This window comes from Streptomyces malaysiensis subsp. malaysiensis, from assembly GCF_040653035.1.
Lineage (GTDB): Bacteria > Actinomycetota > Actinomycetes > Streptomycetales > Streptomycetaceae > Streptomyces > Streptomyces malaysiensis.
In genome coordinates, this window is sequence record NZ_JBEZNG010000001.1 from 246,556 (window position 1) to 266,292 (window position 19,737).

The 19,737-nt window shown below is 71.6% G+C and carries 19 protein-coding genes; 9 read left to right on the forward strand and 10 right to left on the reverse strand.

Annotation, left to right across the window (positions count from 1 at the left end):
* Positions 1-22: 22 nt before the first annotated feature.
* Positions 23-700 (forward strand): TetR/AcrR family transcriptional regulator, encoded by a 678-nt coding sequence (locus tag AB0E24_RS01020; RefSeq protein WP_069866752.1) that lies wholly within the window; start codon positions 23-25, stop codon positions 698-700.
* Here the strand turns inward: AB0E24_RS01020 and icmA are convergent.
* The 4 genes from icmA to AB0E24_RS01040 form a co-directional block, all read right to left on the reverse strand.
* Positions 676-2,376, reverse strand: coding sequence for a coenzyme B12-dependent isobutyryl-CoA mutase large subunit (icmA, locus tag AB0E24_RS01025; RefSeq protein ID WP_359374188.1), 1,701 nt, complete (start codon positions 2,374-2,376; stop codon positions 676-678). The genes AB0E24_RS01020 and icmA overlap by 25 nt on opposite strands.
* A gap of 141 nt (positions 2,377-2,517) precedes the next feature.
* Positions 2,518-2,850, reverse strand: a complete 333-nt coding sequence (locus tag AB0E24_RS01030; RefSeq protein ID WP_069866756.1) for a DUF3817 domain-containing protein — start codon at positions 2,848-2,850, stop codon at positions 2,518-2,520.
* A 101-nt stretch (positions 2,851-2,951) separates the two neighbouring features.
* Positions 2,952-3,461, reverse strand: coding sequence for a MarR family winged helix-turn-helix transcriptional regulator (locus AB0E24_RS01035; RefSeq protein WP_069866758.1), 510 nt, complete (start codon positions 3,459-3,461; stop codon positions 2,952-2,954).
* Between the two features lie 32 nt (positions 3,462-3,493).
* Positions 3,494-4,855 carry an MFS transporter gene (locus tag AB0E24_RS01040; RefSeq protein WP_359374192.1) on the reverse strand — a complete coding sequence of 454 codons (1,362 nt, stop codon included), beginning with the start codon at positions 4,853-4,855 and terminating at the stop codon, positions 3,494-3,496.
* An 80-nt stretch (positions 4,856-4,935) separates the two neighbouring features.
* Here AB0E24_RS01040 and AB0E24_RS01045 point away from each other — a divergent pair, with 80 nt between their 5' ends.
* Complete coding sequence (locus tag AB0E24_RS01045; protein ID WP_099014983.1) at positions 4,936-5,925, forward strand: ArsR/SmtB family transcription factor; 990 nt, start codon at positions 4,936-4,938, stop codon at positions 5,923-5,925.
* A gap of 20 nt (positions 5,926-5,945) precedes the next feature.
* On the opposite strand, the gene AB0E24_RS01050 is transcribed toward AB0E24_RS01045, so the two are convergent.
* Together AB0E24_RS01050 and AB0E24_RS01055 are read right to left on the reverse strand one after the other, a co-directional pair.
* On the reverse strand, positions 5,946-6,239 hold the full coding sequence (locus AB0E24_RS01050; RefSeq protein WP_099014982.1) for an MTH1187 family thiamine-binding protein: 294 nt from the start codon (positions 6,237-6,239) through the stop codon (positions 5,946-5,948).
* Positions 6,236-6,580 carry a DUF3817 domain-containing protein gene (locus tag AB0E24_RS01055; protein WP_069866766.1) on the reverse strand — a complete coding sequence of 115 codons (345 nt, stop codon included), beginning with the start codon at positions 6,578-6,580 and terminating at the stop codon, positions 6,236-6,238. The genes AB0E24_RS01050 and AB0E24_RS01055 overlap by 4 nt, the downstream gene beginning before the upstream one ends.
* Before the next feature lie 171 nt (positions 6,581-6,751).
* Between AB0E24_RS01055 and AB0E24_RS01060 the strand changes: the two genes are divergently transcribed.
* The 4 genes from AB0E24_RS01060 to AB0E24_RS01075 all read left to right on the forward strand — a co-directional run bounded on the left by AB0E24_RS01060 (position 6,752) and on the right by AB0E24_RS01075 (position 9,288).
* Positions 6,752-7,390: an AIM24 family protein gene (locus AB0E24_RS01060; RefSeq protein WP_079153137.1), complete on the forward strand. Its 639-nt coding sequence runs from the start codon at positions 6,752-6,754 to the stop codon at positions 7,388-7,390.
* Positions 7,390-8,040 (forward strand): AIM24 family protein, encoded by a 651-nt coding sequence (locus AB0E24_RS01065; protein ID WP_069866770.1) that lies wholly within the window; start codon positions 7,390-7,392, stop codon positions 8,038-8,040. Before AB0E24_RS01060 ends, AB0E24_RS01065 begins: the two co-directional genes overlap by 1 nt.
* The gene (locus tag AB0E24_RS01070) at positions 8,037-8,717 is read left to right on the forward strand and encodes an AIM24 family protein (protein WP_167503373.1); all 681 of its coding nucleotides are present in this window, start codon (positions 8,037-8,039) and stop codon (positions 8,715-8,717) included. The genes AB0E24_RS01065 and AB0E24_RS01070 overlap by 4 nt, the downstream gene beginning before the upstream one ends.
* A gap of 94 nt (positions 8,718-8,811) precedes the next feature.
* Entirely contained in the window at positions 8,812-9,288 is a 477-nt protein-coding gene (locus AB0E24_RS01075) for a MarR family winged helix-turn-helix transcriptional regulator (protein ID WP_069866774.1), read from the forward strand.
* Here the strand turns inward: AB0E24_RS01075 and AB0E24_RS01080 are convergent.
* Together AB0E24_RS01080 and AB0E24_RS01085 are read right to left on the reverse strand one after the other, a co-directional pair.
* Positions 9,285-10,679: a sensor histidine kinase gene (locus AB0E24_RS01080; protein WP_359374199.1), complete on the reverse strand. Its 1,395-nt coding sequence runs from the start codon at positions 10,677-10,679 to the stop codon at positions 9,285-9,287. The two genes, AB0E24_RS01075 and AB0E24_RS01080, sit on opposite strands and share 4 nt — an antisense overlap.
* A complete protein-coding gene (locus tag AB0E24_RS01085) occupies positions 10,672-11,328 on the reverse strand; it encodes a response regulator transcription factor (RefSeq protein ID WP_069866778.1) in 657 nt (218 codons plus the stop codon). Before AB0E24_RS01085 ends, AB0E24_RS01080 begins: the two co-directional genes overlap by 8 nt.
* Positions 11,329-11,440: 112 nt before the next feature.
* Here AB0E24_RS01085 and AB0E24_RS01090 point away from each other — a divergent pair, with 112 nt between their 5' ends.
* Entirely contained in the window at positions 11,441-12,034 is a 594-nt protein-coding gene (locus tag AB0E24_RS01090; protein WP_359374202.1) for a PepSY domain-containing protein, read from the forward strand.
* Between the two features lie 338 nt (positions 12,035-12,372).
* Here the strand turns inward: AB0E24_RS01090 and meaB are convergent, their stop codons facing one another.
* Both meaB and AB0E24_RS01100 read right to left on the reverse strand, forming a co-directional pair.
* Positions 12,373-13,332: a methylmalonyl Co-A mutase-associated GTPase MeaB gene (gene meaB, locus AB0E24_RS01095; protein WP_069866782.1), complete on the reverse strand. Its 960-nt coding sequence runs from the start codon at positions 13,330-13,332 to the stop codon at positions 12,373-12,375.
* A 111-nt stretch (positions 13,333-13,443) separates the two neighbouring features.
* A complete protein-coding gene (locus AB0E24_RS01100) occupies positions 13,444-14,640 on the reverse strand; it encodes an acetyl-CoA C-acetyltransferase (protein WP_202542948.1) in 1,197 nt (398 codons plus the stop codon).
* Between the two features lie 139 nt (positions 14,641-14,779).
* Here AB0E24_RS01100 and mce point away from each other — a divergent pair, with 139 nt between their 5' ends.
* Entirely contained in the window at positions 14,780-15,232 is a 453-nt protein-coding gene (gene mce, locus AB0E24_RS01105) for a methylmalonyl-CoA epimerase (protein ID WP_069866786.1), read from the forward strand.
* Between the two features lie 246 nt (positions 15,233-15,478).
* Positions 15,479-19,516: a polarized growth protein Scy gene (gene scy, locus AB0E24_RS01110; RefSeq protein WP_305793799.1), complete on the forward strand. Its 4,038-nt coding sequence runs from the start codon at positions 15,479-15,481 to the stop codon at positions 19,514-19,516.
* The last annotated feature ends 221 nt before the right edge of the window (positions 19,517-19,737 follow it).

Genomic DNA, 19,737 nt, shown 5'->3' on the forward strand with positions numbered 1-19,737 from the left:
ACTGGCGGGTAGGGTGCCGCGCATGAGCCCGTCCGCACGCCGCACCGGGCGCCCGCGCAGCGCCGAGGCCGACCGCGCCATCCTGGGCGCCACGCGTGCCGCCCTGATGGAACTGGGCTGGGCCAAGCTGACGCTGAGCGATGTGGCGGCCCGTGCGGGAGTCGCCAAGACCACGCTCTACCGCCGCTGGGCGAGCAAGTGCGAGCTGGTGGTGGACGCGGTCGCGGCGGTCTTCGACGAACATCTGGAAGCGGCCGACCACGGCAGTCTGCACGCCGATGTGGAGGCCGCGGTGATCCGGCTGGGGACCCTGCTGGAGCGCCCCGAGACGGGCACCGCGCTGATGGCCGTCATCGCCGAGGCCATGCATGACGAGGCGCTGCGGTGCCGGGTGCGCTCGGCCATCGTGGACCGGCAGAAGCGGCTGGTCACGGTCGGCCGGGAGCGGGCCCGGCTGCGCGGTGAGCTGCCGTACGAGGAGGACCCGGAGGCGGCCGCCCGCAACGCGGATCTGATCTTCGACGCGGTGGCCGGGACGGTGCTCCACCGGCTGCTGGTCAGCGCGGAACCGGTGGACCCGCGCTGGGCGCGGGACTTCACGGATCTGCTGCTGTACGGGCTGACCGGGGCGGAATCCGGCGGCACGGCGGCCACCGGACCCGCCCCGGAGGGGGCTCAGAAGCCGGCCGGCTCCGTGTAGACACCCCATTCGTCGCGGAGGGCGTCGCAGATCTCGCCGAGCGTCGCCTCGGCGCGCACCGCGGCCAGCATCGGCCCGATCATGTTGGAGCCCTCGCGGGCGGCGGCGATCATCGCCTCGAGCCCCTTGGCGATCTCGGCCTCGTCGCGGCCGGACTTACGGGCGCCCAGCACCCGCACCTGCTCGCGCTCGACCTCATGGCTGACCCGCAGGATCTCCAGATCGCCGGTGACCGAACCCTCGTGGCAGTTGACGCCGACGACCTTCTTGTCCCCCTTCTCCAGGGCCCGCTGGTAGCGGAAGGCGGATTCGGCGATCTCACCGGTGAACCAGCCGTCCTCGATGCCCTGGAGGATGCCGGCGGTGATCGGCCACCGCGGCTCCTGCCCGGCCGGCACCGTACGGCGGCCGCGCTCCTTGATCTGCTCGAAGATCTTCTCGGCGTCGGCCTCGATCCGGTCGGTCAGCGCCTCGATGTACCAGGAACCGCCCAGCGGATCGGCCACATTGAGGACCCCGGTCTCCTCCATCAGCACCTGCTGGGTGCGCAGGGCGATCTCGGCGGCCTGCTCGCTGGGCAGGGCGAGGGTCTCGTCCAGGGCGTTGGTGTGCAGGGAGTTGGTGCCGCCGAGAATGGCCGCGAGGGCCTCCACCGCGGTGCGTACGACGTTGTTGTACGGCTGCTGGGCGGTGAGCGAGACCCCGGCGGTCTGGGTGTGGAACCGCAGCCACTGCGCCTTCTCGGTGGTCGCCCCGTAGACATCGCGCATCCAGCGGGCCCAGATCCGGCGGGCGGCGCGGAACTTGGCGATCTCCTCGAAGAAGTCCACATGCGCGTCGAAGAAGAAGGACAGCCCGGGGGCGAAGGTGTCGACGTCCAGCCCCCGGGAGAGGCCGAGCTCCACATAGCCGAAGCCGTCGGCGAGGGTGTACGCGAGCTCCTGCGCGGCCGTCGAACCGGCCTCGCGGATGTGGTAGCCGGAGACGGACAGCGGCTTGTACGCCGGGATGCCCTCGGAGCAGTACTCCATCAGGTCGCCGATGAGCTTCAGATGCGGCTCGGGCGGGAAGAGCCACTCCTTCTGTGCGATGTACTCCTTGAAGATGTCCGTCTGGAGGGTGCCGTTGAGTCGCGAGATGTCCACGCCCTGGCGCTCGGCGGCGACCAGGTACATACAGAAGACGGGGACGGCCGGGCCGCTGATGGTCATCGAGGTGGTGACGTCGCCGAGCGGGATGTCCTTGAAGAGGACCTCCATATCGGCGGCGGAGTCGATGGCGACACCGCAGTGGCCGACCTCGCCGAGCGAGCGCGGGTCGTCGGAGTCGCGGCCCATCAGGGTCGGCATGTCGAAGGCGACCGAGAGCCCGCCGCCGCCCGCCTTCAGGATCATCTTGTAGCGCTCATTGGTCTGCTCGGCATTGCCGAACCCGGCGAACTGGCGGATGGTCCAGGCCCGGCCCCGGTATCCGGTGGCGTAGAGGCCACGGGTGAACGGGAACTCGCCGGGCCAGCCGATCCGCTCGAACCCCTCCACGGTGTCGCCCGGGGCGGGCCCGTAGACCGGCTCGACGGGGTCCCCCGACAGCGTGCTGAAGTCCGCGTCGCGCTTGCGTGCCGCGTCGTACCGGGCCTGCCAGCGTCGGCGGCCCGCCTCAATGCCTTCGGCGTCCATGGTTCAAAAGTACTTGGACGTCCTACTAATTGTCGACGCGAGAATCACCACACCCGGCCGATCGGGTGGACTCCGCTACGCCGACCGCGCGCCTCGCCCGGACCCGGACGGGACGCGCCGACTGCTCCGGAACCGTGCGGGTCAGACCTGTGCGGGCGCCGGCTCGGCGCCGCTGACCAGCGGCTCCACCTCGTGGGTGACCTTGCGCTCGACGAAGAACGCGGCCGTCGGGATGGTGCCCGCGACCAGGACCCACAGCAGCTTGCCGAACGGCCATTTGGCCTTGGAGCCGAGGTCGAAGGCGAAGACCAGGTAGACGATGTAGAGCACGCCGTGGACCTGGGAGACCACGAGCGTGAGGTCCTCGCCCGTGTCGAAGCCGTACTTGAACACCATGCAGGTGCAGAGCACGAGCAGCATCACTGCGGTGATGTAGGCCATGACCCGGTAGCGGGTCAGCACGCTGCGTTTCATGCCCCGAGCGTAACCGCCCGTTCCGGGGCGATCTCCGCCGCCCCCGGTCTTCACCGGCCGCCCCCGGCCGCCCTGGCCCGGCCGTCCCGGGCCGGTGGTCCTCAGTCCTCGTCGAAGTCCTGCGCGGCGACCCTCAGCGGGCGCAGCAGCTCGAAGATCTGGCCGCAGTCCTCGGCGTCGTAGACCCCGAGCCCGAATTCCATCGCCATCAGGTCGCGGGTGGCCGACTCGACCACCTCACGGCCCCGCTCGGTGATCGAGGCCAGGGTGCCGCGGCCGTCGTTGGGGTTCGGCCGCTTGTCGACCAGACCCGATGTGACCAGGCGGTCCACCGTATTGGTGACCGAGGTCGGGTGGACCATCAGCCGCTCGCCGATCTTGGACATGGGCAGCTCACCGGCCTTGGAGAAGGTGAGCAGCACCAGCGCCTCATAGCGGGCGAAGGTCAGTCCGTACGGTCTGACGACCGCGTCCACCTGGCTGAGCAGGATCTGGTGGGCCCGCATGATCGAGGTGATCGCGGCCATGGAGGGCACGGACCCCCACCGCTGCTTCCAGAGCTCATCGGCGCGGGCGATGGGGTCGAACGACAGGCTGAGCGGCTTCGGCACACCATCGACCCTACCGGCCGGTCATATCGTGGTCAGCCCAATCTCACAATTCGGGCGGGCCCGGAAACCGTGCGCCGCACCTCGAGCGCCACCAGCAGCGAGCACAGCGCCCCGCAGCCGCCCGCGGCCGCGGCCACCACATGGACCGGTACGAACTCGGCGACCGCGCCCGCCACCGTCATGCCGAGACCCTGCGCGGTCATCAGCCCGGCCGTCATCACCGTCATCGCCCGGCCACGCAGCTCATCCGGTACGGCGGCGAAGAACCACTGGTCCAGGCCCAGGCTGTAGGCGATACCGCAGCCGGTCAGCATCTGGAGGGCCAGCGCCCAGCCGAACGACGGGCGGACGGCGTACCCCAGCGCCGGCAGCATCGCCGCGATGCCGACCGGCAGCGTCAGCCGGGCCCGGGCGCGCGGTCCGAGCAGCGAGCCCACCAGCGCCTCACTGGCGACCGCGCCCACCGGCATCCCGCACATCAGCAGCCCAAGACCCACCGAGCCGAGCCCCAGCCCATCGGAGTACGGCGTCAGCAGGACCTCCGGCATCACCACGAACATCGGCGGCACCCACGCCAGCAGCATCAGCGCCCGGATCCGGCGGTCCGCGAACAGCCGCCGCATCCCGCTCAGCGAGTCCCCGAGCAGGGGGCACCTCCCAGCGGTAGCTGGCGGAGCCCCGCCCCCGCTCAGCCGCCGCGCGGGGCGGCGGCGGGTGCCGAAGCGGAGCACCAGCGCCGAGCCGAGGAGCGCCGCCGCGGTGAGCGCCAGCGCGGCGCGCGGCGAGACGGCGGCCAGCAGCAGCCCGCCGACCCCGAACCCGGCGAGCTGTGCGGTCTGGGCGGTGATCCGGATGACCGAGCGGCCCAGCACGAAGGCGTCGCCCTCGCCGAGGATGTCGCCGAGCGTCGCCGCCCGGGTCCCGCTGAACACCGGTGAGATCGCGGCGGGCACACAGCGCAGCGCCAGCAGCGCGGCCACCGGCATCCCCGGCACGACCATGGCGGCCACACATCCGGCGTGCACCAGATCGCAGACCACCAGCACCCGGCGGGCCGGGAAGCGGTCGGCGACGGAGGACAGCAGGGTCCCGCCGATCACATACGGCAGCATCGAGGTGGCGAACGTCAGTGCGCTCAGCAGCGGCGATCCGGTGAGCCGGAAGACCAGGACGGACAGCGCGATCTGGCCGACCACCTCGCCGAGCATGGAGACCAGATGCGCGGCGAAGACGGCCCGGAACTCCCGGACCGCGAACACCGCGCCGTAGCCAACGCTCCCCGGGCCCCCCGGCGTCCCCTCGTCGCCACCGGGCGCGAGCTCGGGTCGGGAGGCGTGCGCGTCGGGGCGCGACTGGCTGGGGCCCGTGGTGCCGGGCCCGGAGGGCGTTGACATGCCGGAAGCGTGCCCGTGCGGGCGGGGCGGGCTCTAGTGTTTCGGCCTGAGCCGAATCTTCGGGCCGAAGGGGTGCCGCCATGCCACTGCATATGCAGTTCGGAGCGGACGACCTGCTGCGCTGCCGGTTCGCCATCTCGCCCCTGTGTCAGACACATGAGGCGGTGCGCACCCTGCGCAGGACCGAGCGGCACGGCTACCACCTGCCGTGGCTGCGGCGGGTGCGGGAGGCGGTGGCCGGGCTGGATCTGTCGGAGCTGTGGCTGCTGATGCCGGGGCGGGGCGGCTACACCCCGGACTTCCTGGGGCCGCCGCCGGACGTGCCGTACGCGCCGTTCGAGGACGAGCTGGCGCGGCTGCGGGCCACGGACCCCGCCGAGGCCCGCCGTGAGCTGGCCCTGTCGCTGGAGAGCGCCCCGGGGGCCGCCGACTCCCCGCGGGGCCGGGCGATGCTGGCCGATCCGGCGCGGGCCGTATCGCGGCTGGCGGATCTGACCGAACGGGCCTGGCACGCCCTGGTCGCACCGGACTGGCCCCGGCTGCGGGCCCTGCTGGAGGCCGATATCGCCTATCGCTCACGGCAGCTGGCCGACGGCGGTCTGGAGCGGCTGTTCGCGGATCTGCGGCCGGCGCTGCGCTGGACCGACGGCACGCTCACCATCCGTACGTCCGTGGTGCCCGCCCAGACCCAGGACCTCGACGGGCGGGGGGTGCTGCTGATGCCCAGCGTCTTCGTCTGGCCGGATGTGGTGAGCGGCTTCGCCCCGCCGTGGCAGCCCACGGTGATCTATCCGGCGCGCGGGGTCGGCGGGCTGTGGCGGGAGCCGGACGCGCTCGCGGCGGACGCGCTCGTACGGCTCCTGGGGGCTAGCCGGGCCGCGATCCTCTCCGGTCTGGAGGAGCCCGCGTCCACCACCGCCCTGGCCGCCCGGCACCGTCTGGCGCCCTCGTCGGTCTCGGCGCATCTGGCGGTGCTGCGCGCGGCCGGGCTGCTCAGCTCACGGCGCCAGGGCCATCAGGTGCTGTACGAGCGCACACCGCTGGGCATGGCGCTGGTGGGCGGGGGCTGAGGACCCGCCCACCCGAGGATTCACACGGAAAGGTGACGCTCGACCGTCTCGACCTTGGAGGTCAGACCGTCCGTGACACCGGGACGGATATCGGCCTTGAGGACCACCGAGACCCGCGGCGCCCGCGCCTCCACCGCCGAGACGGCGCGCTTGACGACGTCCATGACCTCGTCCCACTCGCCCTCGATCGAGGTGAACATCGCGTCCGTACGGTTGGGCAGCCCCGACTCCCGGACCACCCGCACCGCGTCGGCGACATACTCCCCCACGTCCTCGCCGACGCCGAGCGGCGTCACCGAAAAGGCGACGATCATGCGTTGACCACGCCCTCCTTACGGGCGCGGGCCGCGATCACATCGGCCTCGGCCTCCCGCTTGAGCTTGCGCTCGGCGAAGAAGCCGCCGGTGGGCAGGACGGAGAGGACGAAGTACAGGGCCGCGGTCTGCCACTTCCACTTGGTGCGGTTCCAGGCGTCCGCCCAGAAGACCAGGTAGAGGATGAAGAGCACGCCGTGCACCATGCCCATCACCGGCACCGCGTTGAAGTCCGTGGTGCGCTTGAGCACCGAGCAGATGAGCAGCAGCAGGAACGACACGGCCTCGGGCGCGGAGACCAGGCGGAGCCGGCGCAGCGCGGTGGCGGTCTTGAAGTCCACGAGAGCACCTTCGGGTGAAGAGAAGGAACGTTAGGGCACAGCCCGGCTTGTGAACCAATGCACAAGCCTGCGCCCATTGTCGCAGCATCGCGGGCGATCAACGTCCGGGGGGCACCCCCACGCCCCGGCGCTCCCTGTCCGCCGACGTCGGAGACCGCTACCGTCGGCTTCGTGGCTCAGTTCCGGCTCCAGGGAAGCAGGGTGCTCGCGGTCGATCTGACCGGCGACTCCGTAAAGGCCAAGAACGGCGCGATGGTCGCCTACGAGGGGGAGATGACCTTCAAGAAGAAGACCGGCGGCGGAGAGGGGCTGCGCGGGATGGTGACCCGGCGGCTCACCGGTGAGCAGATGGCGGTCATGGAGGTGAAGGGGCACGGCACGTGCTACTTCGCCGACCGGGCCAGCGAGATCAATCTGGTGTCGCTGAACGGCGAGAAGCTCTATGTGGAGGCCAGCAATCTGCTGTGCACGGACTCCGCGCTGCGCACCGGCACCTCCTTCACCGGGCTGCGCGGCTCCTCACAGGGCAACGGCCTGTTCACCACGACCGTCGAGGGCACCGGCCAGGCCGCGCTCGTCTCCTTGGGCACGGCGGTCGTCCTGCGCGTCACCCCCCAGACCCCGCTCCAGGTCGACCCGGGCGCGTACATCGCCCACACCGGCGGCCTCAAACAGCACTTCCAGGCGGGGGTGAACTTCCGCGCGCTCATAGGCGAGAGCGGCGGGGAATCCTTCCAGATCCGCTTCGAGGGGGACGGACTGGTGTACGTCCAGCCCAGTGAGCGCAACACGATCGGAGGTGAGGTGTGATGGCGTTCAAGGTCCTCACCTCACGGATGGTCGAGGCCCAGGTGTTCCCCGGGCAGACCCTGTTCAGCCAGCGCGGCGCGATGCTCGCCTACCGCGGGGACGTGCGGTTCACGCCCAGCATCACCGGCGGACAGCGCGGGGTGATGGGGATGATCGGGCGGCGGGTGGCCGACGAGGACACCCCGCTGATGACCGTCGAGGGCCAGGGCACGGTGATGTTCGGGCACGGCGGCCACCACGTCCATGTGATCGACCTGGCCGGCGACACCCTCTACGTGGAGTCCGACCGGCTGCTGGCCTTCGACGGCTCGCTGCGCCAGGGCACGATGTTCATGGGCTCCCAGGGCGGGGTGATGGGCATGGTGCGCGGCCAGGTCACCGGGCAGGGGCTGTTCACCACCACCCTGGAGGGGCACGGCTCCGCGGCGGTCATGGCGCACGGCGGGGTGCTGGAGCTGCCGATCGGCCCGGGACGTCCGGTGCATGTCGATCCGCAAGCCTATGTCGCCCACCGGGGTGATGTTCGCAATAAGCTCTCGACGGCGATCGGCTGGCGCGAAATGGTGGGCCGCGGCTCGGGGGAGGCGTTCCAACTGGAGCTGTCCGGCACCGGCATGGTCTATGTCCAGGCATCGGAGGAGAAGCTGTGAACGGCCCCGTGGTCCATGACGCCTGGACGCTGCCCGTCGACGACAACATCAACTCGTACGCCTTCAGCGTGGATCTGAACGGTCAGTGGTTTCTGCAAAAGGGGAAGATGGTCGCCTACTACGGGCAGATCGACTTCCAGGGCGTCGGGCTCGGCCACCTCGACCACCTCATCGCGCACAGCTTCCACTCCCCGCTGCACGCCGCGGAGTGGGTGGTGGCCGAGGGCCGGGGCAAGATGGTGCTCGCGGACCGCGCCTTCGACGTCAACTCCTATGACCTGGACGACGGCAACCTCTCCATCCGGTCCGGCAATCTGCTGGCCTTCCAGCCCTCGCTGTCGCTGAAGCAGTCCATCGTCCCGGGCTTCCTCACCCTCATCGGCACCGGGAAGTTCGTGGCCGCCTCCAATGGGCCGGTGGTCTTCATGGAGCCGCCGATCCGGGTGGATCCGCAGGCGCTGGTGGGCTGGGCGGACTGCCCGACGCCGTGCCACCACTACGACCACGCGTATCTGCGCGGCTTCCTCGGGGGCATCAGGGCGCACACGGGCATCGGGGGCACTTCGGGCGAGGAGCACCAATTCGAGTTCGTGGGCGCGGGAACCGTACTGCTCCAGTCCACGGAGGAGGTCGTGGCCGAGATATCGGTCGGCGAGACAGGGGGTACCGGTTCGTGAGCGCGAAGGTGCGGAGTGTAACGTCGAACAGGTGACCTCTAGCCCGATACATCCATTGGTTCGGAATTCAACTTCTATAGGTAGAATACATCCCATGGAGACCGAGAACGGCGCGCGCTGGCTCAGCGAAGAGGAACAGCGCGCCTGGCGCACCCACCTGGACGTCAGCCGGCTGCTGACCTACCAGCTCGAAAAGGACCTCCAGCCGTTCGGCCTGACCATGAACGACTACGAGATCCTGGTCAACCTCTCGGAGTCGGAGGACCGCCGGATGCGGATGAGCGATCTCGCGTCCGCGACCTTGCAGTCCAAGAGCCGGCTGTCGCACCAGATCACCCGGATGGAGAACGCCGGTCTGGTCCGCCGCGAGAACTGCGAATCCGACCGGCGGGGGCTGTACGCCGTGCTGACCGAGCTCGGCTGGGACACCATGCGCAAGGTCGCACCCCATCATGTGGCCTCCGTGCGCAGGCACTTCATCGATCTGCTCACGCCGGAGGACCTCAAGGCGCTGTACGGATCGCTGGTGCCCGTCGCGGACCATCTGCGCACCCAGCGGGGCCGGGTCTAGCCCGTCGGCAGCCGCAGCTCGAACAGGGCGCCGCCCTCGGGTGCCGCCCGTACGGCCAGTGTGCCGCCGTGGCGCACCGCCACGTCCCGCGCGATGGCGAGGCCGAGCCCGGCCCCGCCATCGTCGCGGCTGCGGGCGTCGTCGAGCCGTACGAACCGCTCGAAGATCCGCTCCCGCTCGCCCTCCGGCACCCCCGCACCGTCGTCCGCGACCTCCAGCACGGCCCACCGGCCCTCGGCGCGCACCGCCACCCGCACCCCGCCCACGGCGTGCCGCTGAGCGTTGTCCACCAGATTGCCCAGCACCCGGGCCAGCTGCCCGCGCGAGCCCGGCACCGCCACCGGCGCCGCCTCCGTACGCACCGGCACCCGGTCCCCCAGCCGCTGGGCCAGCTCCTCGCGCACCAGGGCGTCCAGCGCCACCGGAGTCCCGCTCGAGGGCCGCTCCCCCGCGTCCAGCCGGGCCAGCAGCAGCAGATCGGCCGAGAGGCGCTGGAGCCGCACCACGTCCTCCACCGCGCCGTCCAGGTCCAGCAGCTCCGGATGGGCGGCGCCCACCTCCAGCTGGGTACGGAGCGAGGCCACCGGGGAGCGCAGCTCATGCGAGGCGTCGGCCACAAAGGCCCGCTGCCGCTCCACGGACGCCTCCAGCGCCGCGAGCGTCTCGTTGGTGGTCCGGGCCAGCCGCGCCACCTCGTCGTACGACCCCGGCACGGGCACCCGCCGGGACAGGTCCGTACTCGCCGTGATGGTGGCCATCTCCCGCCGGATGCCCTCCACCGGCCGCAGCGCGCGCCGGGTCACCAGCCAGGTCACGGCGGCCACGACCACCAGGAGCAGCGGCAGCCCGAGCAGCATCGCGTTCCGCACCGTGGTCACCGCGCCGCGCTCGGTGGCCAGCGGGGCGCCCGCGTAGACGGTGACGTCGTCGCCCCATCGGTCGGTGGCCTCCACGGCCGCCCAGACGTAGTCGCCCCTCTCCCCGTCGACACGGGCGGAACCGTCGCGGTACTCCTCCTCGGAGGAGACCCGCCCCGCGCCGTCGTCATCGTCCTTGTCGTCGTCCTCACCGCCCGCCACGGGCGTCACGGAAGCGCTCCCGGTGCCCGTCACGGCCTCCAGGTCCTCACTGACCGCCCGCACCCGGCCGTCCTCGTCCACGACCTGCACCGGGATGTCCTCGTCCAGCTTCAGCGCCCCGTAGCCCGCCCCGGCCGCGATCTTCGACGCGACCTCCCGCGCGTCCACCAGAGCCTTCAGCCGCGCCTGGTCCCCCAGATCGGCGCGCAGCACCTGCAACACCGCGATCCCCGCCGCCACCAGGGCCACCGCCACCACCAGGGTCGCCCCGAGCGCGGCCCGCGACCGTACCGAACCGAAAACCTTACGCACGGAGCCGGTACCCCGCTCCCCGCACGGTCTCGATGAGCCCCGCACCCAACTTGCGGCGCAGGGCGCTCACATACACCTCGACGATGTTGGGGTCGCCGTCGTAGGCGAAGTCCCACACATGCTCCAGGATGTCCGGCTTGGAGACGACGTCCCCCGCCCGCGTCGCCAACTGCTCCAGCACGGAGAACTCCTTGGCGGTCAGCGCCACCTCCCGCCCGTCCCGCTCCACCCGGCGCGCACCCCGGTCCACCGTCAGCGCCCCCACCCGCACCACGGGCGACGCCCCGGAGCCACGCCGCCGCAACAGCGCGCGGACGCGCGCCACGAGCACCACATACGAGAACGGCTTGGTCAGATAGTCATCGGCGCCCGTGTCGAGCCCTTCCGCCTCGTCGTACTCGCCGTCCTTGGCGGTGAGCATGAGGATCGGCACCTCACTGCCCATCGCCCGCAGCGCCCCACACACGCGATAGCCGTTCAGCCCCGGAAGCATGATGTCGAGGACGACGAGGTCGTACGTGCCCTCCTGCGCCCGGTGCAGCCCCTCCCGGCCGTCATGCACCACATCGACGGCGAACCCCTCCGCCCGCAACCCCTTGGCCAGCGACAGGGCCAGCCGCCGCTCGTCCTCCACAATCAGCAAACGCATGCGAACAGGGTCCCAAAACCCACCTGAAGATCCCTTCAGGTGTCTTCAGGTGGCCTTCAGCATCGATCGGCCATGGTGGTTCTCGTCCGAATACGAATGGGGAGGAACCCACATGAAGCGCATCGTCATCGCATCCGTCGCCGCGGCCGCGCTGCTCACCGGCGGTACGGCCTTCGCCGTGGCGGGCAAGGGAACCGACGACGCACAGTCGACGTCCACCGCCTCCCAGCCGACCGACGCACCCGCCGCCGCCCGCGCGTCCCTGTCCGACGCCGCCCACGCCGCCCTGAAGGCGGTCCCGGGCACGCTGGACTCCATCGACCGGGAACACGGCCGCTGGGAGGCGGACGTCCTGGGCAAGGACGGCAAGTGGCACGAGGTCACGCTGGACGCGTCGAACGCCAAGGTGATCGGCCAGCGCATCGACAGGGACACCGACGCCGAGGACGCGGCCGAGGCCAGGGCCCTGCGGAACGCCGATGTCTCGGCCATCGAGGCGGCCCGCAAGGCCGCGTCCAGGGGCACGGTGACCTCCGTGGAATTCGACGACGACCGCACCCCGGCGTGGGAGGTCGAGACCGTGAAGGACCACAAGGAGCGCGACCTGAACGTGGACGCCCACTCGGGCAAGGTCACCCAGGCCCCGGCCGACGACCACGACGGCGACGACCACGACGGCGACGACGACCACGGCGACGACGACTAGGGAGAGCCGCCGACGAGACGGGAGGGGGCGGGGTCGGAGGGGTGGGGTCCTGGACGCTCGGGGTTCCCCATGCCGAAGGCCAGGGGCGTATTTGTGGCGCTTATCTCCGGCCAACGCAACGATCATCGTTCGTCGGCGCCGTAGATATACGGTCCAGGGCCCCGCCCCGGAGGCCCCGCCCCCGCACCCGTAACGAACCCGGGCGCACCCGAAACGCACCCGCACCGCGCAAACCTAGGCGCACCCGAACGAACCCCGGCGCACCCAAAACGCACCCGCACCAAGCAAACCCAGGCGCACCCAAACGAACCTGCCACGCCCCCGCTACTCCTGTTCCGCTACCCCTGCTCCGTAACCCCCGCCACCAGCTCATCCGCCGCCGCATACGGATCCAGCTCACCCGCGACGACCCGCTCCGCGAGCACGCCCAACCGCCGGTCCCCGTGCAGATCCCCGATCCGCTCCCGCAGCGCCGTCACCGCGATCGTCTCGACCTCGCCCGCCGCCCGCCGCAGCCGCCGCTCCGCGAGCACCCCGTGCTCCTCCATCCACGCACGGTGCTTCTCCAGCGCCTCGACGACCTCCTCGATCCCCTCGCCACGCGCCGCCACGGTCTTCACGATGGGCGGCCGCCAGTCCCCCGGCGCCCGCGCCTCGCCCAGGCCCAGCATGTGGTTGAGCTCGCGGGCGGTGGCGTCGGCGCCCTCCCGGTCGGCCTTGTTGACCACGTACACATCGCCGATCTCCAGGATCCCGGCCTTGGCCGCCTGGATCCCGTCGCCCATGCCCGGCGCGAGCAGCAGCACACTCGTATCGGCCTGGGCCGCGATCTCGACCTCGGACTGGCCGACGCCCACCGTCTCCACCAGCACCACATCGCAGCCCGCCGCGTCCAGCACCCGGATGGCCTGCGGGGCGGCCCAGGCGAGCCCGCCGAGGTGGCCGCGCGTGGCCATGGAGCGGATGTAGACGCCGGGGTCGGAGGCGTGCTCCGACATCCGTACGCGGTCGCCGAGGAGCGCCCCGCCGGAGAACGGCGAGGAGGGGTCCACGGCGAGCACGCCCACCCGCTTGCCCGCCCGCCGGTAGGCGGAGACGAGCGCGGAGGTCGAGGTGGACTTGCCGACGCCCGGCGAGCCGGTCACCCCGACCACATACGCGCCCCCGGCCAGCGGAGCGAGCGCGGCCATCACCTCGCGCAGCTGCGGCGAGGCGCCCTCGACCAGCGAGATGAGCCGGGCGACCGCACGCGGCCGCCCGTGCCGCGCCTGCTCCACCAGCGTGGGCACATCAGCCATGAGTGCCGTACTCCTTATCGCTCGACCACAAACACTCGACCACGAACGCTTGACCACAAACGCTCGACCACAACGGAAACCAGGCCCCGTGAACAACGAGGAGCGGACCGCCTACTCCCCGGCCGGCACCCGAAGAATCAGCGCGTCCCCCTGCCCACCGCCACCGCACAGCGCCGCCGCCCCGGTCCCACCACCACGCCGCCGCAGCTCAAGCGCCAGATGCAGCGCGATCCGCGCACCGGACATCCCGATGGGGTGGCCGAGGGCGATCGCGCCCCCATTCACGTTCACCTTTTCGGGGGAAACACCTAGGTCCTTCATTGACTGCACGGCGACCGCGGCGAACGCCTCGTTGATCTCGATGAGATCGAGATCGTCCACCGTCAGCCCCTCCTTGCCCAGGGCGTGCGCGATCGCGTTGGACGGCTGCGACTGGAGCGAGTTGTCGGGTCCCGCCACATTTCCATGGGCGCCGATCTCGGCGATCCACTCCAGCCCCAGCTCCTCGGCCTTGGCCTTGCTCATCACGACGACCGCGGCGGCACCGTCGGAGATCTGCGAAGACGTGCCGGCGGTGATCGTCCCGTCCTTGGTGAACGCGGGCTTCAGCCGGGCCAGCAGCTCCGCGGTGGTCTCGCCGCGGATGCCCTCGTCCTTGTCGAAGACCACCGGCTCGCCCTTGCGCTGCGGGATCTCCACGGGGGTGATCTCGGCGTCGAAGAGGCCGTTCTTCTGGGCGGCCGCGGCCCGCTGGTGGGACTGGGCGGCGAACTCGTCCTGCTCGGGGCGCTGGATGCCCAGCCGGGTGTTGTGCTTCTCGGTGGACTCGCCCATGGCGATGGACTCGAAGGCGTCGGTCAGCCCGTCGTGCGCCATAGCGTCGATCATCTCGACCGCGCCGTACTTGTAGCCCTCACGGGACTTGGGCAGCAGATGCGGGGCGTTGGTCATGGACTCCTGCCCGCCCGCGACCACGATGTCGAACTCACCCGCGCGGATCAGCTGGTCGGCCAGGGCGATCGCGTCCAGCCCGGAGAGGCAGACCTTGTTGATCGTGAGGGCGGGCACACTCATCGGGATTCCGGCCTTGACCGCCGCCTGCCGGGCCGGGATCTGGCCGGTGCCCGCCTGGAGCACCTGGCCCATGATGACGTACTGCACCTGGTCCGCTCCGACCCCGGCCCGCTCCAGCGCGGCCTTGATCGCGATCCCGCCCAGATCGGCGCCTGAGAACGAGCGCAGGCTGCCGAGCAGCCGTCCCATGGGCGTACGGGCGCCCGCCACCATCACAGAGGTCGTACGAGTCATTGGAGCGTCCCTTCAGGAGAAGAAGAGAAGTTAACGAGGGTTATCGTCAATGTACTGACGAGTACCCGCTCGGTCACCGGCCCATCAGTGTGATCGCGCGCACGTTGCGTAACCGGGCGTGCGCCTGTGCACTGTTCCCATGCTGACGAGAATCGACCACATCGGGATCGCCTGTTCCGACCTCGACAAGACCGTCGAGTTCTACCGTGCCACGTACGGCTTCGAGGTGTTCCACTCCGAGATCAACGAGGAGCAGGGCGTCCGCGAGGCCATGCTCAAGATCAATGAGACCTCCGACGGCGGGGCCTCGTACCTCCAGCTCCTGGAGCCGATCCGGGAGGACTCCGCGGTCGGCAAGTGGATGGCCAAGAACGGTGAGGGCGTCCACCACATCGCCTTCGGCACCGCCGACGTCGACACCGACTCGGAGGCCATCCGCGACAAGGGCGTCCGGGTCCTCTACGAACAGCCCCGCCGCGGCTCGATGGACTCCCGGATCACCTTCCTCCACCCCAAGGACTGTCACGGTGTGCTGACCGAGCTCGTCACCGCCGCGAACCCCGCCGCTCACAAGGGCGAAGAGGATCACTGAAGCTGACCACTGACCTACCCCTTCCCCGGCCGGTAGAGTGCAGCATCGGCCGGGGTACGGAATCGGAAAGGGATCGGGTCCGGCCCGGGCCACGCCGATGATCTGACACCATTTCTTCGGAAGGGCCAGCTCCGGTCCGACCCGGCACGCATCTCGCCAGGGTCGGTACCGCAAGGGAACCGTCGAGGAACCCCGGGACACCGCAAGGGACCACGGGGGCCGCGATGGAGACGGAGCCGGCCGCCAATGCGACCAGGGGACGGATGGGACCGCGCAGTGCGGGGCTACGACCGCTACGAGCCTGACGATCAGCTCTCGAAGTTCGAGGCCGAGATGGAGCGGCTGAAGACCGAGCGGGAGAAGGCCGTCCAGCACGCCGACGACCTCGGCTACCAAGTCGAGGTGCTGCGCGCCAAGCTGCATGAGGCGCGCCGTAATCTGGCGGCCCGCCCCGCCTACGACAGCGCCAACGTCGGCTACCAGGCTGAGCAGTTGCTGCGGGACGCGCAGATCCAGGCGGACCAGCTGCGCGCCAACGCCGAGCGGGAGCTGCGCGACACCCGGGCCCAGACCCAGCGGCTGCTCCAGGAGCAGGCCGAGCGGCAGGCCCGGCTCGAGGCCGAGTTGCACGCCGAGGCCGTGGCCCGCCGCCAGCGGCTGGACCAGGAGCTGGCCGAGCGCCGCGCCACCGTCGAGTCGCACGTCAACGAGAACGTGGCCTGGGCCGAGCAGCTGCGGGCCCGTACCGAGGCGCAGGCCCGCCGGCTCATGGACGAGTCCCGCACGGAGGCCGAGCACGCCCTGGCCGAGGCCCGCGCCGAGGCCCAGCGGATGACCGAACAGGCCCGTCAGCGGCTGGGTTCGGAGGCGGAGGCGGCCCGCGCCGAGGCCGAGGCGATTCTGCGCCGGGCCCGTACCGACGCCGAGCGGCTGCTGACCAACGCGGGCGCGCAGGCCCAGGAGGCCACCGACCACGCCGAGCAGCTGCGCACCTCCACCGCCAGCGAGGCGGACCAGGCCCGCCGTGCCGCGGCCGAGCAGACCCGCGCCGCCGAGCAGCGGATGCACGAGGCCGAGCAGGCGCTGCGCGAGGCGCGCAGCGAGGCCGAGAAGGTGGTCGCCGAGGCCAAGGACGCGGCGGCCAAGCGGCTCTCCGCCGCCGAGTCGGACAACGAGCAGCGCACCCGTACCGCCAAGGCGGAGGTCGCCCGGCTGGTCGGCGAGGCCACCAAGGAGGCCGAGCGGCTGCGGGCCGAGGCCGAGCAACTGCGGGACGACGCCCGCGCCGAGGCCGAGCGGATGGTCACCGAGGCGGGCGACGACGCCCGCGCCAGGGCGGCCGAGGACTCGGCGGCCCAGCTGGCCAAGGCGGCCCGGAGCGCCGAGGAGGTGCTCACCCGCGCCTCGGAGAAGGCGCAGGCCACCACCAAGGCGGCCACCGACGACGCCGAGCGGATCCGGCGCGAGGCCGAGGAAGAGGCCGACCGGCTGCGGGCCGAGGCGCATGACACCGCCGAGCAGCTCAAGGGCGCGGCGAAGGACGACACCAAGGACTACCGCGCCAAGACCGTCGAGCTCCAGGAGGAGGCCCGGCGGCTGCGCGGCGAGGCCGAGCAGCTGCGGTCGGAGGCGGTCGCCGAGGGCGAGCGGGTCCGCGCCGAGGCGCGCCGCGAGGCGGTCCAGCAGATCGAGGAGGCGGCCAGCACCGCCGAGGACCTGCTGACCAAGGCGAAGGCCGACGCCGAGGAGACCCGCTCGGGCGCCACCGCCGAGAGCGAGCGGGTGCGCACCGAGGCCATCGAGCGGGCCAACGCGCTGCGCCGGCAGGCCGATGAGCTGCTCAAGCGGGCCCGCGGCGAGGCCGACGAGCTGGTGACCTCGGCCGAGGAGCAGGCCGAGCGGGTCAAGTCGGAGGCGTCCACCGCGGCCGAGAAGCTGCGCGAGGAGGCCGAGCGGGCCGCCGAGGACCGCCGCGCCGAGGCCGAGACCGAGCTCAACCGGCTGCACCAGGAGGCCGAGCAGCGGCTCTCCTCCGCCGACCAGACGCAGCGGGACGCCCGCGAAGAGGCGGAGCGGCTGCGCAAGGAGACCGCCGAGGAGATCGAGCGGCAGCGCACGGAGTCCGCCGAGCGGCTGAACGCGCTGCGGCAGCAGGCCGAGGAGGAGGCCGCCCGGCTGCGCGACGAGGCCGCAGCGGACGCCTCCAACGCGCGCGCCGAGGGCGAGTCGGTGGCCGTACGGCTGCGCGGCGAGGCCGCCGCGGAGGCCGAGCGGCTGCGCTCCGAGGCCCAGGAGACGGCCGACCGGGTGCGGGCGGAGGCGGCGAGCGCCGCCGAGCGCATCGGCACCGAAGCCGCGGAGGCCCTGGCCGCCGCCCAGGAGGAGGCGGCCCGCCGCCGCCGCGAGGCCGAGGAACTGCTCGCCGACGCCCGCGAGGAGGCACAGGCGGAGCGGACGGCGGCGCGCGAGCAGAGCGAGGAGCTGCTGGCCGCCGCCCGGAACCGGGTCTCCGAGGCGCAGGCGGAGGCGCAGCGGCTGGTCGAGGAGGCCGAGCAGCGCTCGGCCGACCTGGTGGCCGCCGCCGAGCAGACCGCCCAGCAGGTGCGGGACGCAGTCGCGGGGCTGCACGAGCAGGCCGAGCAGGAGATCACGGCGCTGCGCACCTCCGCGGAGCACGCCGCGGAGCGGGTGCGCGAAGAGGCGCAGGGCGAGGCCGACCGGGTCCGCGCGGACGCCTACGCGGAGCGGGAGCGCGCCTCGCAGGACGCCACGCGGGTGCGGCGGGAGGCCCAGGAGGAGTCCGAGGCCGCCAAGTCGCTCGCGGAGCGCACGGTCGCGGAGGCGATCACCGAGTCGGAGCGGCTGACCGAGCAGGCCCGCGAGGAGGCGGGCAGGCGCCGCGCCGACGCGGCCGAGCAGGCCGACCGGCTGGTCAACGAGGCCACCCACGAGGCCGAGCGGATGCGCGCCGAGGCCAACGAGACGCTCGACGACGCGCGCCGCTCGGCCAACAAGACCCGTGCCGAGGCCGCCGAACAGGCCGATACGCTCATCACCGGTGCCACCGAGGAGGCGCAGCGGCTGGTCTCGGAGGCCACCACGCGGGCGCAGGCGCTCCGTACGGAGGCGTCCGACGCACGGGCCACCGCCGAGCAGGACGCGGCCCGTACCCGGGCCCAGGCCCGCGGCGACGCCAACAACATCCGTTCGGAGGCCGCCGAGCAGGCGGACCGGCTGGTCAACGAGGCCCGGAACGAGGCCGAGCGGCTGCATGCGGAGGCCAGTGCCGAGGCCGAGCGGATGCGCAACGAGGCCGCGGAGACCGTCGGTTCCGCACAGCAGCACGCGGCACGCACCCGTGCCGAGGCCGAGCGGGTCGAGGCCCGTGCGGCGGCCGAGGCGGAGCGGCTGCGCAACGAGGCGCAGGCCGAGGCCGACCGCCTGATCGACAAGGCGCGCGAGGACGCCAACAAGCGGCGCTCCGACGCCGCCGAACAGGCCGACCGGCTGGTCACCGAGTCCTCCGCGGAGGCCGAGCGGCTCACCTCCGAGGCCCGGGAGGCCGCGCTGCGCACGGCGACCGCGGCCGAGGAGCAGGCGGACACCATGGTGGGCATGGCCCGCCATGAGGCGGACCGGCTGGTCTCCGAGGCCACGGCCGAGTCCAACGCCATGGTGGAGAAGGCCCGTACGGACTCCGACACCATGCTGAGCGAGGCCCGGGGCGACGCCACGGCCATCCGGGAGCGCGCCGAGGAGCTGCGCACCCGTACCGAGGCCGAGGTCGAGGAGCTGCACCAGCGGGCCCGCCGGGAGTCCGCGGAGCAGATGAAGGCCACGGGCGAGCGCGTCGACAAGCTGGTCGCGGCGGCCACCGCGCAGCTGATGAAGGCCGAGGAGAAGGCCAAGTCGCTGGTCGCGGAGGCGGGGAGCGAAGCGAGCCGGGTGCGGATCGCGGCGGTGAAGAAGGCCGAGGGTCTGCTGAAGGAAGCCGAGCAGAAGAAGTCCGAGGCCGAGCGGGAAGCGGACCGGCTGCGGGCCCGCGCCACGGAAGAGGCCAAACAGATCGTGGACGAGGGCAAGCGCGAGCTGGAATTGCTCAAGCGCCGCCGCGAGGACATCAACGCGGAGATCTCCCGTGTCCAGGACGTCCTCGAGGCGTTGGAATCCTTCGAAACCCCCGGATCAGGCGGCTCGGGCGGCGCGGGCGGCAAGGAGAACGGTGGAGTCAAGACGGCGGCGGGCGCGGGTGCGACGAGGAGTGGAAAGCGGTCGGAAGGGTAGCCGTACGCGGGGGACCAACCCCGACCGTGCACATCCGCGTCGGTCTCACGTAAGTCTCGCGTCGGTCTGCGTCCATCACTGCATGTCCGTATCATCCCGACGAGTGACGAGGTCTCCGTCTTACTGCCACTCAAAAGGCTGGACATAATGCAGATCAAACAGACGTTGACTCGATGACACGCCGTTCGGCCCCCTAGGATTCCCTCTATCACCTCACCGGT